The organism is Mesobacillus sp. QJM3NY_10, from assembly GCF_056173465.1.
Genome location: NZ_CM149675.1, coordinates 394,549 through 408,591 on the forward strand (window position 1 = coordinate 394,549; position 14,043 = coordinate 408,591).

Here is a 14,043-nt window from a genome sequence, read left to right on the forward strand (position 1 = left end):
GTGTTGAAATAACATTGTAGGATGAGGAGCTTATATTTTCACCTTGGATGATCCTATTGGGAAAATATTAAATAATTATTTTAAATATTGTAATTTATAGTTAAGTTTTATTAGTGAAAATGTTCTGAAATGCAGCCTTTTACTAAACTGAAGAGTTAGGAAAATTATGTAATGCCTTTTTTGTAAATATTTAATGTCGAAATAAAGTAATACACTTATTATTATTTGTTCGTTAAACTGAAAATGACACATATTTTGTATAAATATGTAAATATAATAGGTAATTAAGAGGTTTTTATGAGGAAAAAGAAAAGAGCGAAATTGAAGTCTGCATTATTGGCATTAACGGTGGGAACCACGTTATCTATGCCAATAAATGTCTTGGCGACAAACGAATTTACTGTATTAGGCGTAGCACAGTACACCATGCAACCTGACCTGAACAATGATGATGGATATATGTTTAGAAATAAATTAACTTACAGAAATTGGACAAAGACAGCGGAATTTTGGGATGGTAATGTATGGGATACTGATTTTACTAATTATGGGCCCAAAAGTGATATTATTTTCTTTACCGGCCATGGCAGTTCTAATGGAAAATTAGCATTGCAGGAATATGGAGATTCAACACCAACAAATAGTCATAGATTAGGAGTTAATTGGGCTACAATTGGAGAATCCTGGTATGGTAGAGAAGCCACTCCTGATCAAGATATTGAATGGGCAATGTTTATGGCATGTGATGTGTTACAGCAAAATGAATGGGGACAAACCTTGAAAAACGGTGCGCATCATATTTTTGGTTATAGAGCACTCTCTTCTGAATCAAATGATGATTGGATTGTAGAAAGCTTTTTAAATAGAATTACAGGTACTTCACCATATGTTGCACAAAAAATGATTGGGGCTTTCAAGAATGCTAACATTACTTATGATGAGTATGATTGGGCTATAATTGGACATAAGAGTAACGAAAATGATTACTTCCATGGTGCTAGTACAGGTGCAACAAAAGATGTGACAGGAACGAGTGACATTTATAGATGGTATTCTTCTGGCGGTGGTTATATAGATGCTTATAAAGGTATCGAAAAAACAACAGAAGCCCCAAAAGTTAAGTATGGTGAAATTAAGAAGCTGCCTTCTTTGGAAGTTGTTAATGAAGATATAGATCATGATACGATTGCAATGTCGTTATTGGACTCATTTGAAAAACTTGAAGGTGGAGAAAGAGGATCTGTAGTATATAATAATGGTAAGGAAACTGTATCAAGTTATCCTACAGGTGCACTATTATTCGAAGGAGAAGCAGGGAACCAGCCAATTGAACTGACTAGCTATGATGCCGTTGATAGAGCTAAGGAATTTGTACAAATACATGGGGGAATTCCGAGTGATGCCTTTGTAGATAAAATTTTACCTCAATATAGTTTTGACGAGTCTACGGGGAAAGAAATGTTAACTGGTTACCTTGTTGTTTTGAGACACTCCTTTAATAATACAAAAATAGAGGGTCTAGCAGGGGATTCCATAAAAGTATTAATTGATAGTAATGGAGTTTCTTATTACTTTAGATCATGGAGAAATATTGAAAGTTCAGGGCAATTTCACCAAAAAGATATTATTAAGCCGGAAAAAGCAGAAGAAGTTGCTAAGTTACATATGAGTAATCGATTTAAAACTTCCAAAAAATTAAATGTAGATTCTGTTAGTCTAGTATATTGGTCTCAGCCATTCTTTACTCATCAATCTGCTATGCTGCCAGCATGGAAAGTATCAGTAGGTGAGAAGTCAACATACGTTGATGCTTTAACCGGAGAATATTTAGATGAAGAAAAACTAGTAATAAAATAACCAACTGAAAAGGTGATATTTTGTCTAAATATATATTAGTTTTTCTCTTGTGTATTGCGGTGTTATTAAGTGGGTGTAGCTCTGGGGATCCGAAAGAGCAGGGTGGAGTAAAGTTAAGAGAAGCCAGGACACTTATGAATAAAAAAGCGAAGGAAATAATAAAAGCTAATAGTGAAGCGGATTTTATTATATATAACGATTCGATCTATGAAAAAACTGAAAAAACTGATGTTAAAACAAAAGATGAATTATTTAAAATTGCTTCTTTATACAATAATAAGGGGAATTTTGAAGAAGGTATGGCAACGAAATTGCCCGTAGGTACAATGATTAAATCTGTAGAATATGATAACAATAAAACACCATTGCTATTCGCCGATTTGCCTGGCAATCCTAAAGTCTACAAACTTATATTTAATCCATATTCAAGTAAATAATTCATAGTATTAAGCCTGTCATTGGACAGGCTATTTTTTTAGAAACTCCATAATGTATCTGGCTTTTGAGTCGTTTTTACCAAGGTGGAAAGCATTAAATAAAGAGCAGTTTAAGCTGGCGAACCTTATTTCCAAAAGACCGATTCAAATAAAATATCCAGTTAGTGGTGAAGAGAAGGTGGAACGCCAAAGGTTGACTCATGAAATCTGAGTAACCGACCTCTTTTTTGGCAGAGTTTACAGTACGAAAAAGTAACGTTTGTAAAGAAAAACGATATGTGATTTGGGGGATAGTATGCAATCCTCAAATTTACACACATTATCAAAGTATTTGAATGTATGATAAATTGTATTTTTCTTATGTAGACATTAAACTCACCAATACCTCATGTGTTGCCACATACACTCTGGACATGTTGAGTGCGTGGTGAAAATTCAATTATCATAAAAAGGAGCCTTATCCATTGGTGGATAGGGCTCCTTCCGTAGCAAGAATGTATTCTAATGGATAAGGGTTTTTCGGTTCTCGAATGCTGCATAAGAACATTCCTGTCTGGTTTCAATTCCACCAGAAGGAAAGTCCCTTTGTCTTATTGCACATATATTTCGTGTAGAAATAGCTCGAACTGCCTTGTTTCATTCGATGAATCTTCTAAAGTTACTTGACCTCTAAAAAGTGTTTCACCTGTCTTTGCATCCGCAACAACCACATCCGCATCTATATTTAGATTTGGACTCATTTGTGAGGAAACAATGTATAGTTTACCATCGTTTACTTTTGTCATTTGACCCCCGGCATGACCATTTTCACCTGAGAGTTGAATACTGTAGGCTTTACCAGGTTGATTGTCTACCAGGCTATAAGGAGTTACTACCAGCTCTTGCCCATCTAATCTCGTGAAATAAATGAGAGAGCCGTCAAAGAAGCTGAGTTGATTCTCATCTAATCGCAATTCTGGTACATCAATTGTTTCTTTTTCTTTTGTTACTAAATTGTAGGAAATGATTTCTTGGTTTATAAATTCTTCTCTTATAGATTCCATATCTTCAATCACTTTTAGTTCCGTTTTTACAATAATCAGGTGGTTATTCGCTTCTGTCGGGGTGGTTTCAACTAGTCGTACGTTGATACGAGTATCACTTTGTCCATTCGTGGTGTCTACTATGGCTTCATGGTCACTTATTTTTTGATTAGCTATATTAATCGTATAGATATGTGCTTCTTCAGAGAAATTATCATTATTTCTCGTCATATTTCTGGTAATAAGGTATAACTCACCCTCAACCTTCTGTACATCATCCACAGAAATATACTCGAGTTCTCCACTATCAGGAACTTCCTCCGTGAAGGAGTCAATGCTACCGTCTTTTTTGTTTAACACTGAAATATGAAACTTAAAGTCTCTTGATCTTAATGAATCTAATCTATAATCTACAGTGGCATAAGCCAGAAATTCCTCGTTTTCGAAAAAATAGTTAACGAGTGGATCTTTACCACGCATGAAAGTCCGATATTTTTCTTGGAAATCCTTGATTACAGTTGGAGGCTGTCCGATTAGCTTGTCTAGAAAGGAACGGCTATCGTATGTAGATCCATCTGAAGTGACTTTTAAGTTTGTACCTACATAACTCATTGAAGAAGTATATGACCCCTCCAACACCAATGGCTTTATTTCTTCTGCATTACCACTTATTGTTTTGATCACGAACTCTGGATGTGATTCCGCTGACATAGTAGAAGAGACATAGAAGGTTCCAATGCTAAGCACTATAATGGTAATGGTCGCTATAAACTTCCAGTATTTTTTCATGTAAAAACACTCCTTATACGGTGATCTTTTTCGTTAATAGGAATCTGCTCATCCAAATAGATGCTGCCAGTATAATCAAACCCGTAATGATTTCAAGCACCAATAATTCAACCGGATAGAAATACCCATTAAGAACAAATTCTTGTAGAAGTAACGGTAAAATAAAAATCACCGATGCAATCGCAATATATACAAGGCCAGCAAAAGTCCCTTTCCACCTGAAACTTCTTTCCATTAAGATTGCGGTAAATATAACAGAAACAACCAACAAACCTGTTCCATAATATAAGATCAGTTCGACGAAGCTTCCTGGGATAATAATGGATAGTTCAGGCATATTTGTCAAAAGTTCACCTACACCCATATCGTTTCTAAACTCTTCTGGTACCATTGTTTTCATGACCAATATCTCGACCGGCAGTAAAATGAGTTGGAAGGCAACTAAGCCAAATGTCATGATAAGGATAGTGGTGATTTTTGCATAAAAGATATTCAATCTTGTGGTTGGAAGCATTAGTAATCGGTAAATAAAGGTGTTTTTCCCCAACCAATCACGATACCAAATGAGGAAGATGTAAAAACCTACACCAGCAATGCATATTGCGATTGGCCCTAAAAACCATACACTTCTTATGATTTGAAAGAAGCTCATATGACCGAAGGACTCTAGAAATTGTGCTTTTGGCATGAATTCTTCATAAATTTTTTTATCAGCCATATTTAAGTAGCTCTTTGATTGCACAATCACTCCGATGACTTGCACAATAAATGTGAAACTTAGTAAAACGGCAAATAGTTTAGCAACACGGTTAAATTCAAAATTAACGAGTTTTAAGTAATTCCTCATCGCTGATACACCTCTCTCATTACATCAATGACAGACTTTCCTTCGATTTCGCGTGCTTCTTCCGCACTGAATTCCTTGGACACCATTCCATCATCCAACAGGACAACCTTATCTATTAAATGTTCGATATCTCCTACCTCATGAGTTGTAATAATAACGCCGCGATTTTCAATCAAGTGACTTGTAAACACATTGGCAATATCCTCTCGACTGAACATGTCAATTCCAGAGAACGGCTCATCCATTAATACATAATCCACATCTAGTGCTAATCCAAGGAGCAGATTCACCTTTGCTGTATTTCCCTTTGAGAGGGAAGAAATTCGATCGCTTTGATTCAATCTAAAAAAGCCTAGTAATTCGGTTGCGCGTTCCTGATTCCAACTATTATAAAAGTCGTCCATAAACTCCATAGCCTCTGCTATTGTCATGTGTGGAAGCATCGTAATGGCATCAGGGATAAAAGTGATCTTTTCAAAAGTATGTTTATCTAGCGGTTTTCCATCTATTAGAATTTGGCCTTTATGAATGGGTGTAAGTGACATAATTGCATTTAGGATAGTTGTCTTACCAACTCCGTTTATTCCGATTAAACAAGTGATTTCTCCTTTTTTAGCTGTAAAAGAAACGCCTCTTAATATTTTCTTACGGCCATATTTCTTTTCAACGGCTTTTACTTCGATCATATTTAATCCTCCTTATCCCCGGTAGCTTTGTATTTTTTCCTAACCAAGTCAAGGAGCTCCTCGACTGGTACATTAATCGAACGAACAGATGTCACAAACATGTCAACTGCCTCAACAAGCAACTCATTTCTTACATTTCCTAAAACTTGTTGATCTGTGGTGATCTTGCTTGGGTGATTCTTTTCCGTATAAATCAAACCCTGTTCCTCCATTTCCTTATATGCTCGTTGCGCCGTGTTAGGATTCACTTTCATCCTATTTGCCAATTCCCGTCTTGATGGGATTTCTTCTCCAGGCTCTAATACTCCATTTACGATTTGTTCCTTAAAATAACGAACAATCTGTAAATAGACAGGATCCCGATTATTAAAATTTACAGTCATTGAAACAACTCCTATACGACCTATTAAGAAATTAGGCCATTTTAAGTGTGTGTATTAAGTAGTTCATACGCTATAGGTGTATTATATGGTTAGTACACTATACTTGTCAATTCTGTTTTTGGTATTTTTTTCTTATAAAGCGGACAAGAGGGGTTTTTCTCTAAAACAATTAGATGGAGAGTATATTGAAACCCCTCGGATTAAAGAGAGAATCAGTATGTATTGTGCTTATCTTAAAAGAAGTGTAACTCACCAACATTTCATGTATTGTCACATACACTCTACACACGTGGAGTGTGTGGCAAAGATTGTATTAAAATAAAAAAACGGCCCAGTGGGCCGTTTTTTTAATCGTACAAAGGATATAGAATATTTGAGAAAAACCACGATACTCCGGTGTGCACTAGGTTCAAGGGTTAGAACAAAACTTCATTTTACCTCGCTATAAAAGATTTTGTCAATAAGAAATTTGCAATAATTTCAAGAAAATGTTAAAATTGTCTTGCAATTGTTTTTTCAATCGTATTCCGAATTCCGCTGTATTTTTTTGCAGATCGAATTATGGATACGTTTTTTTAATATCCTTTTTAAACCGAAGAAAAATTCAAACAGTTGTGTGAGCTTTTAAGGTAAGTTAGTTGAATATAATTATTAATTTACTATCAATTAGTACCCGAGTTTTTTCTACAAGGAGGACTAGAATCATGAATTTAATCAATAAGAAAGTTACACACAAGCAGTTTGGCATGGGGAGTATAGTCGAACAGAATGATTCGAGTATTGAAATCCATTTCGCTTCGGAAAATAAAAAGTTTGTTTTCCCCGATGTATTTGGAGAGCACCTAAAAATACATGATAAAAGTGTTGCTAATTCACTCGATAAAATCATACAAAAAAAGGAATTGGAACGAAAAGAGGAAGAATCGAAGAAGGAAGAGGAAAAAAAACTGCAACGAAAATATCAGGAACTTCGCTTGGGACATGAAAAACTTATGAAAAATCATAAGCTTCATCCTGAATCACAAATGGTTTTTTGGTGTGACACAGAAGAACAGAATAGTTCTTTTTCAGAGTGGAAAGTTTTTTCAGGTGAAATAAAAAGTGGTAATAACAAGGGGATGCCAAACAAACCCATCCGCTTACACCAAAATAGCGCTGTCCTGCTAACAGAAATAGATTCCAACATGCCTGAAAAAGACAGACGTATCTTAGGTGTCTATATGGTGAAAGAGGATTTTATCGGTAAGCTTTGTGAAGATGGATATGTTCCTGCTCATTCTAAATACAGACTTCAACTAACAGAACAGGAATCGGATCAGATGCTTTTCTGGAAATATTATGTAAATGAAAAGCTTCCTCAAAAAATGACATGGAATACAGGGAAATACCGTTATTTCGATAATTTATGGATGGCTCAAATTTTGCGTGATATCGTTTCGCTGAAAAGTGATCCAGAGGAACGAGAGTTGGCACAACAATTTTTTGACCACTTTTGTAAAATGAATCAGATAGTAGAGCAAGATTTGCCAAAGCCTAATGGCGCATTAATGCGTGAATAGACGTTAGCCCAAGGATTATAAGAAAGCCAGGGGGACTGACACATTTTTCTTACTCATTACTAATGTCGATTAGTGCCTGGCTTTGAGGTGTGAATAAATAGGAGAGCCTTATCCTTGGCGGATAAGGCTCTTTCAGTAGTTTCCAGCAAAGGCCTGATCTCCATTAAGGACAGGTTCCTGCCAGTTGTAGATGTTGTAAGAAAGGGGAGGCGTTATTGTTTCAAGAGAAAAGCACTAGCCCCTTTTGGTACTGCGCCTGTGTTACTTAATGGTGTTATTTGAAAGGGATTGTTCGCTTGAGCGTTTATTTCCTTTATAGATAAAATAAAGAGCAATAATCATAAAGAGTAAGGCGAAAGAACGTTTCAGATCTAAAGTGATAACTAAGCTATCGAACCAGCCAAAGTGATCAATGAGCATACCAATTACCAGCTGACCAATGATTCCTGAAATATTGGTTGCAATGACCCCGATTTTTGGAACGGCCATGACTGTGAGAAGTAAATACAATGTCCCCAAAAAAGCGGCGCTTAATTGCCATTTAGGGGCTTCCAGAAGTGCAAGCAAATTACCTTGTCCCCAAAAAACAATCATAATCGCTAGGAACATTGTTCCTGTTAGAAATGTTAACAATGTAGTTTCAAGTGTTCCTGCTTTCCGACTCAATGTACCATTGATAGACGATTGTGCGCTTAATGTGATTCCACCTAATAAGGTGAATAAAATCATTAATATACTCATTTCTCATACCTCCTAGTTAACTAAAACAAGTGCAATAATCATCGAAATAACTGCAAATATTTTTTCTTTATTCATTCTTGATTTTTGACTGCCAAGCCAACCATAATGCTCAATAACCATACTCATTACTAGTTGACCAATAATTACTGCAACCATAGTGATCCCAACACCGACAAAAGGAACACTAATCACAATAGAAGTCAAATAAACTACCCCTAAAATCCCGCCAAGTAGTGTCCATTTAGGTGCTGCCACGACATAAGAAAGTTTACCTTTTCCAAAGAATAACCATAATAATCCCATGATTATTGAACCCATAAAGAAGTTATAAAAACTAGTTTCAAGCTGTCCTATTGATTTCCCAAGTTCACCGTAAAGAGCTCCTTCAAAACTAAGTGCTGCCCCTGCTAGTAATGCTAATATATACGAGAAGTAACGCATTAGATGTTCTCTCCCATCGTTATATTTATATATCTAGAATAATCGATATTATAGGTAAAAAAATACAGAAATCAAGTTATCAGATTTCTGTTTTAAAATAATCAGCTAACTGACGAATGACTTCTTCGTTTCTTCTATAATAAGTCCACTGACCATAACGTACAGATTCAAGCAGACCAGCTTTCTGCATCATATTTAAGTAGTGTGACACCGTAGATTGAGAAGCTTTAGCTTTTTCTTGAATATCCCCTACACATACTCCCCCTTTAAAACTTACCTCCCTTGGCAGGTGAGCGCCTTGTTTAGGAAAATACTTCTCTGGCTCCTTCAACCACTGTAAAATATTTAGTCGAGTTTCGTTTGATAACGCCTTAAATACATCGATTATTTCCATGTTGGTATTATATATCGATTATTTCCGATATGTCAATGAACAGTATTTCGAATAAATCGTTAAGATTGCTAGAGGCAACCTTTGGCTATTATGGAATAAAGATTTTGAAAAAAGTAGACTTAAACAAATGGGTGCGTATGTATTATAGAGTTCACCTGTATTAAAGGGCTTCATGCTTCGTTCAACGTCCCCATGCTTCCCTATAGATTATGCTATAATAACCTAGTTAAAAAACTGTATATAATTATAGATTAATGGACTATTTCAAAACTTTTTCTTGTTAAAAAGCAGGTGGATAAATGATTAATACTAAAAATACGGCGTATCGTTGTCCGATCGTTTTGACCAATAAGGCAAAGAGTAAAATGCGAGAGGCTGGGTTGGATGAGCGATCGTTTTTTTTATTGGAGAAATCGTTTTATGTTTATATAGAAAAGTATCCGCAATCGGCCGATGGTCTCGTTTCGGCTGCCTTGTTTTTTGACATTGAAAGAAACGAAAGACTGGCAGAGAAATACGGCAGGTTTGTGGTCGTTTTCCATTGTTTAGTGAAAGAGGATGGATTTGTTGCGACGAATGTAACGACAAGACCGGCACATATCCCATTGCCGTCTAATTGGCGCATTTCTGCAGATCTCACTTTTGACTTGAATGGTCAAGGTAGCGGACCGTTACCGATTGGGTTACTGAACTTGATTCACAATATGCCGGTTGCACAGGAAAGCTCTATGTATGTGAAAAAGCGGATTGCGAGTTGGGAAGGCTACCTGAAAATTCAGGAGCAGTCCGCAGATATTCCTGATATAACATCCCGCTATTCCAAGCTTTTATTCAATGATGATTTCAATATGGTAAAAATAACCGGCTGTGAGCTAAATGAAAAGGAATGGAAGTCACTCAAGGACATGAGTGTCAAGCTAAAGGGAATTGACCAGGATATCGGCAAAGTTCTGAAAGCGAATCGTTCGGCTTCCACGGTTGAGGTGGAAGTACACAGTTATATGGAAGCTCAGGCCCGCAGGCAGCAGTTTGATGTACATCCTAAGGAAGTCATCTTTAGCAATTTTGCAACCTTAAGCCAGGTGAAAAGACTTCGTCAAGGGTTTAAGCAATTGGAAAACGGAATGGCTGCGAATCCTGAACTGGAACGCCTTTTATTTGAAAATAAGCCTCCGGTCAAAGAGGTTAAAGCTCAGGCAAAGCTGCAGTTTCACAATCGATTGAACGAGTTCCAGCAGGCAGCGGTCAATGGTGCTATGTCTGCTGAAGACTTATACGTCATCCAAGGGCCGCCCGGAACAGGAAAAACAACCGTTATATCTGAAATCTGTCTGCAAAATGCGAAGGCGGGGCTGCGCACTTTAGTTGCTTCGCAGTCGAATTTAGCGGTCGACAATGCCCTCGGACGTTTGCTGGCAACGAAGGATATCCGAATCCTCAGAGTGGGACGGACGGAAAGCATTGAAGAAGAGGGTAAAAAGTTCATCGAGGAAAATATCGGACAGTATTGGAAAGACCATACGCTGCAGGAAGTTTCCAGCCAATTAGAAGCTCGAACCAAACGTGAAACCGAAATAGAAATGGAATGGACGGCGAATGAACAGGCACAAGATACGCTCCAGCAACAGCTTGTGGAACTGGAAGCGGAGCTTGAGGCAAAGAAGAATGCACAGCAACAGTATAATGAAGTTCAGACCATTATCGAAAAGCATAAAAGGAGTCTTCATGATGTTGAACAGGAGGAGCAAGTAGTTCAGCAGCTTATACAGGAAACCGAACAATCGCTGCGTTTGTTAAATGACACCATTGATAAAGACAAAACGTTTCTGGTCGAAGAGCCTGATCGGGACTGGATCCAAAAAGAGCTGGAAGCCAACCAAGAAGAGATTGTACGGCTGCAAGACAGTGTAGCCCTTCTGGTGCTAGAAGACGAAATGAATGAACTAAAAGAAATGATCGGCAAGGCTTCTGCTGAATGGGAGAAATGGAAACAGGCCAGTAAAGAAACGGATGCCCTGACAGAAAGAATAACTGCCGCAAAAAAATTCAACAGTTTAAAGTGGATCATTCTGGAACAAAATCTGAACCGTTCGCCACAAGTGCAGTCATTAATCGCAAAGCTCGATCCTCTTCGCGAAAGAATCTCCCAGCTGGATAAGTTAAAGGAATATAATGAGAAATTAAATCCTGCGATTTCCTATCTTGAGCAGCTTTTGGGGGAGAAGGAGAGGTACTCCAAGCTTCAGGAACAATTGAAAAACATGCCTCCCGTTACTACTTCTGCGATCGAAATTGACCAATTTTTAGAGCAATTAAGAAGTGAGCTAAAAGAAAAATCAACCATCCATCATAACAGGATTGAAACATTTCTTAAGGGACTATATGGCCGGAGACATTTTATTTGGCAAAAAGCGGCCCAGCTAAAACTGAATGATTTCGATAAAAAAATGGCCCAAGAAGCACTTCAGCATTTGAAACAGGAACTGATCGGCCAGCTTCAGCCTATTCTCGATGAAAACAAGATGATGCAGCAAAAGTATCAGCGAGAGATGGCCGAACATACGACCAAGCTTACCTTCATGGAAAACAAGCACGCACAAAAGAGCGTTTCAGCAGTGATTATTCCAAATGCAAAGGAATTGCTTCATGAAAAAGAAGGCAAAGCGGTTGAACTGCAAACCAAGACAGAGCATTATGAGCAAGCAAAGCTTCGGGTTAAAATGAACCGCCAAAAACGGGAACAAGAATCTCTCCAACTGCAGCAAGCAAAGCAGAAACAAACCGAAATCAGTGTCAATCTTGCAAATCTCTCCTCCATAATGGAAGAAAAGGAAGCTGAACAAGCGCCACTACTTGAAATCATTTCTTTAGAACCCGAAAAAGGACACGAAGAGGTATTAAAGAAGATGGCGAGCGTTTCTTTTACCCGGGAGTCGTTGAAACAGGAAAAGCAGAGACTGCCGCTGTTCCAGTCAGTCCAGGGAATGTGGCAGTCTTTGCTTGAAGAAGCAAATGACCATGACCTGAATGAAATCCGGAAGCTTTATGTGAAGCATGCAAATGTAATTGGAACAACATGTGTGGCCTCCGCCCGCAAAGATTTTATTGAAAGCTACCCGGTTTTTGACGTTGTCATTATTGATGAAGTATCAAAAGCAACCCCGCCGGAGCTCCTTTTACCGATGCTGAAAGGGAAAAAAATCATTCTGGTCGGTGATCATCATCAGCTGCCGCCTCTTCTGGGGAACGATACTCTTGAGGAAACGCTGCAGGAAATGGCGGAAGAAAATGAAGACTTTGAAGGAAAAGCGGAACTTAAAAAGCTATTAAATGAGTCGCTGTTTGAGCGATTGTTTAAAAACTTGCCGAAAACCAATAAAACGATGCTCGCCATTCAATATCGGATGCATGAAAACATTATGGAAACGATAACGCCATTTTATCTGCAAGAAAACGAAGTGCTCCAATGTGGCTTAGTCGACTCTGATCTAGATCGGGACCACAAACTGGCATCACAGCTTATCCAGCGGAATAATCATCTCCTATGGCTCGATATGCCGAACGAGCCTTTATTTTTCGAAGAAAGAATGAAGGGCGGAAAAAGCCTGTACAACCCGGCTGAATTGAAAAGGATTGGCGAATTGCTGAAGGAATTGGATGATGCAAGTGCTGAGGCAAAACGAGCTGGAAGAATGGAAACCAATGTGAGGAAAAGCATTGGTGTCATCAGTTTTTACGGAGAACAAGTGAAAAGGATTGACCGCATGCTTCAACAGGAGTTGCATTTGCCTCATTTAACGATCCGCACCGGGACAGTGGACAGATTCCAGGGCATGGAGATGGATGTGATTCTGTTAAGTATGGTGCGTAATCACGATAATAGGCAGGATGATATCGGTTTTGCCAAAGACTATCGCAGGCTGAATGTGGCATTGTCGAGAGCAAGAGAGCTGCTTGTAATGGTTGGCAGCACGAAGATGTTCACTGAGCGGACGAAAAATAGGGATGCAAGAAAAATGTATACTCACGTTTTTGAAACGGCCAAAAAGCAAAATGGACTGAGAAGCCTGGAAGAGGTGGGTTTGCATGGATAATTTAAATAAGAAACTACGCTCGAGATTACTTGAAAATCCAGCTGTCCAAATCAAGAAAGAGATAATCTGGCATTTCCCGGTGATGATTTATACTGTGGCGTTTCATTCTGTGAAACGGTCTAAAATGGACATTCTCATGAAAATGATGCTGCTCACTTTTGAAAAGGCCCAAATTCGGCGTGCAGCCAATTTATCACAACTGCTGTTGGTTGAGGAGCTGTTCATTGAAGATTTGTTGAAGAAAATGCAGCGTATGGGTTTGATCACACTGGAAAAAGGAATCTACAAGCTGACATCGAAAGGGCATGAGCAGCTAAAGACAGGGATTATGGAAGAGGATTTGCCAGAAGAGTCGGCGGTGCTTTCATACAGCCCGATTCACGATGAGTTTTGGCCAGAGATGACCGAGCCTCTGCCTGAAACGGACGGAGAATTGCCGCTTTACCGATATGGAAACCATCAGAAGATTTTAGAGAAGGACCGTATCCTGCAAGTTCTCACAGAGAGCAGGAATGGTGAGGTGGAAGACGGCTTCCAAACAGTAGTAGCTGCTGTAAATAGCGTTGACCAGCAGAAAGTTGAACACATCCCATGCCTCGAATTTCAACTCTACAATAAAGAACAGGACAAATTCTATGCGCGTGTCTGGAATACCTTGCTCCAACGCTGGGATGAAACGTTCGAAAAGCAGATAGAAGAGAAAGAACGTTTGATATGGCGGGAATAATAGGCAGAAACAAAAGAAGCAAAGGGACGTGAACTGTGCCCGGCTTAACAGACATTTGAAGATAGC

Annotated in this window: 12 protein-coding genes; 5 read left to right on the top strand and 7 right to left on the bottom strand. The window is 38.3% G+C overall.

From position 1 onward, the window contains the following. The first annotated feature begins 297 nt into the window (after window positions 1–297). Both AC0VX7_RS02000 and AC0VX7_RS02005 read left to right on the top strand, forming a co-directional pair. Window positions 298–1,857 carry a DUF6345 domain-containing protein gene (locus AC0VX7_RS02000; RefSeq protein WP_475426425.1) on the top strand — a complete coding sequence of 520 codons (1,560 nt, stop codon included), beginning with the start codon at window positions 298–300 and terminating at the stop codon, window positions 1,855–1,857. A gap of 20 nt (window positions 1,858–1,877) precedes the next feature. Further along, window positions 1,878–2,294, top strand: coding sequence for a hypothetical protein (locus AC0VX7_RS02005; RefSeq protein WP_475426426.1), 417 nt, complete (start codon window positions 1,878–1,880; stop codon window positions 2,292–2,294). 590 nt (window positions 2,295–2,884) lie between these two features. Here AC0VX7_RS02005 and AC0VX7_RS02010 read toward each other — a convergent pair. From AC0VX7_RS02010 to AC0VX7_RS02025, 4 genes are read right to left on the bottom strand one after another with little or no spacing between them, the layout of a single operon-like run. Beyond that, on the bottom strand, window positions 2,885–4,105 hold the full coding sequence (locus tag AC0VX7_RS02010; protein ID WP_475426427.1) for a hypothetical protein: 1,221 nt from the start codon (window positions 4,103–4,105) through the stop codon (window positions 2,885–2,887). A gap of 13 nt (window positions 4,106–4,118) precedes the next feature. Continuing rightward, complete coding sequence (locus AC0VX7_RS02015; protein WP_475426428.1) at window positions 4,119–4,952, bottom strand: hypothetical protein; 834 nt, start codon at window positions 4,950–4,952, stop codon at window positions 4,119–4,121. Beyond that, complete coding sequence (locus AC0VX7_RS02020; protein ID WP_475426429.1) at window positions 4,949–5,638, bottom strand: ATP-binding cassette domain-containing protein; 690 nt, start codon at window positions 5,636–5,638, stop codon at window positions 4,949–4,951. The genes AC0VX7_RS02015 and AC0VX7_RS02020 overlap by 4 nt, the downstream gene beginning before the upstream one ends. Window positions 5,639–5,640: 2 nt before the next feature. Beyond that, window positions 5,641–6,021 (bottom strand): GntR family transcriptional regulator, encoded by a 381-nt coding sequence (locus AC0VX7_RS02025; protein ID WP_475426430.1) that lies wholly within the window; start codon window positions 6,019–6,021, stop codon window positions 5,641–5,643. 704 nt (window positions 6,022–6,725) lie between these two features. On the opposite strand from AC0VX7_RS02025, the gene AC0VX7_RS02030 reads away from it, so the two are divergent. After that, a complete protein-coding gene (locus AC0VX7_RS02030; protein WP_475426431.1) occupies window positions 6,726–7,580 on the top strand; it encodes a malate synthase in 855 nt (284 codons plus the stop codon). A gap of 261 nt (window positions 7,581–7,841) precedes the next feature. On the opposite strand, the gene AC0VX7_RS02035 is transcribed toward AC0VX7_RS02030, so the two are convergent. From AC0VX7_RS02035 to AC0VX7_RS02045, 3 genes are all read right to left on the bottom strand, one after another. Next, complete coding sequence (locus tag AC0VX7_RS02035) at window positions 7,842–8,321, bottom strand: DMT family transporter (RefSeq protein WP_475426432.1); 480 nt, start codon at window positions 8,319–8,321, stop codon at window positions 7,842–7,844. Between the two features lie 12 nt (window positions 8,322–8,333). Continuing rightward, window positions 8,334–8,762 (bottom strand): DMT family transporter, encoded by a 429-nt coding sequence (locus AC0VX7_RS02040; protein ID WP_475426433.1) that lies wholly within the window; start codon window positions 8,760–8,762, stop codon window positions 8,334–8,336. A 79-nt stretch (window positions 8,763–8,841) separates the two neighbouring features. Then, window positions 8,842–9,156, bottom strand: coding sequence for an ArsR/SmtB family transcription factor (locus AC0VX7_RS02045; protein ID WP_475426434.1), 315 nt, complete (start codon window positions 9,154–9,156; stop codon window positions 8,842–8,844). 299 nt (window positions 9,157–9,455) lie between these two features. On the opposite strand from AC0VX7_RS02045, the gene AC0VX7_RS02050 reads away from it, so the two are divergent. Together AC0VX7_RS02050 and AC0VX7_RS02055 are read left to right on the top strand one after the other, a co-directional pair. Beyond that, entirely contained in the window at window positions 9,456–13,250 is a 3,795-nt protein-coding gene (locus tag AC0VX7_RS02050) for a DEAD/DEAH box helicase (protein ID WP_475426435.1), read from the top strand. After that, entirely contained in the window at window positions 13,243–13,977 is a 735-nt protein-coding gene (locus AC0VX7_RS02055) for a hypothetical protein (protein WP_475426436.1), read from the top strand. The genes AC0VX7_RS02050 and AC0VX7_RS02055 overlap by 8 nt, the downstream gene beginning before the upstream one ends. Window positions 13,978–14,043: the final 66 nt, after the last annotated feature.

What these genes read in the sequence shown, in the direction of transcription:
- AC0VX7_RS02000 (WP_475426425.1), top strand. Translation starts at nt 298, where the DNA reads ATGAGGAAAAAGAAAAGAGCGAAATTGAAGTCTGCATTATTGGCATTA.
- AC0VX7_RS02010 (WP_475426427.1), bottom strand. Translation starts at nt 4,105, where the DNA reads ATGAAAAAATACTGGAAGTTTATAGCGACCATTACCATTATAGTGCTT.
- AC0VX7_RS02015 (WP_475426428.1), bottom strand. Translation starts at nt 4,952, where the DNA reads ATGAGGAATTACTTAAAACTCGTTAATTTTGAATTTAACCGTGTTGCT.
- AC0VX7_RS02020 (WP_475426429.1), bottom strand. Translation starts at nt 5,638, where the DNA reads ATGATCGAAGTAAAAGCCGTTGAAAAGAAATATGGCCGTAAGAAAATA.
- AC0VX7_RS02025 (WP_475426430.1), bottom strand. Translation starts at nt 6,021, where the DNA reads ATGACTGTAAATTTTAATAATCGGGATCCTGTCTATTTACAGATTGTT.
- AC0VX7_RS02030 (WP_475426431.1), top strand. Translation starts at nt 6,726, where the DNA reads ATGAATTTAATCAATAAGAAAGTTACACACAAGCAGTTTGGCATGGGG.
- AC0VX7_RS02035 (WP_475426432.1), bottom strand. Translation starts at nt 8,321, where the DNA reads ATGAGTATATTAATGATTTTATTCACCTTATTAGGTGGAATCACATTA.
- AC0VX7_RS02040 (WP_475426433.1), bottom strand. Translation starts at nt 8,762, where the DNA reads ATGCGTTACTTCTCGTATATATTAGCATTACTAGCAGGGGCAGCACTT.
- AC0VX7_RS02045 (WP_475426434.1), bottom strand. Translation starts at nt 9,156, where the DNA reads ATGGAAATAATCGATGTATTTAAGGCGTTATCAAACGAAACTCGACTA.
- AC0VX7_RS02050 (WP_475426435.1), top strand. Translation starts at nt 9,456, where the DNA reads ATGATTAATACTAAAAATACGGCGTATCGTTGTCCGATCGTTTTGACC.
- AC0VX7_RS02055 (WP_475426436.1), top strand. Translation starts at nt 13,243, where the DNA reads ATGGATAATTTAAATAAGAAACTACGCTCGAGATTACTTGAAAATCCA.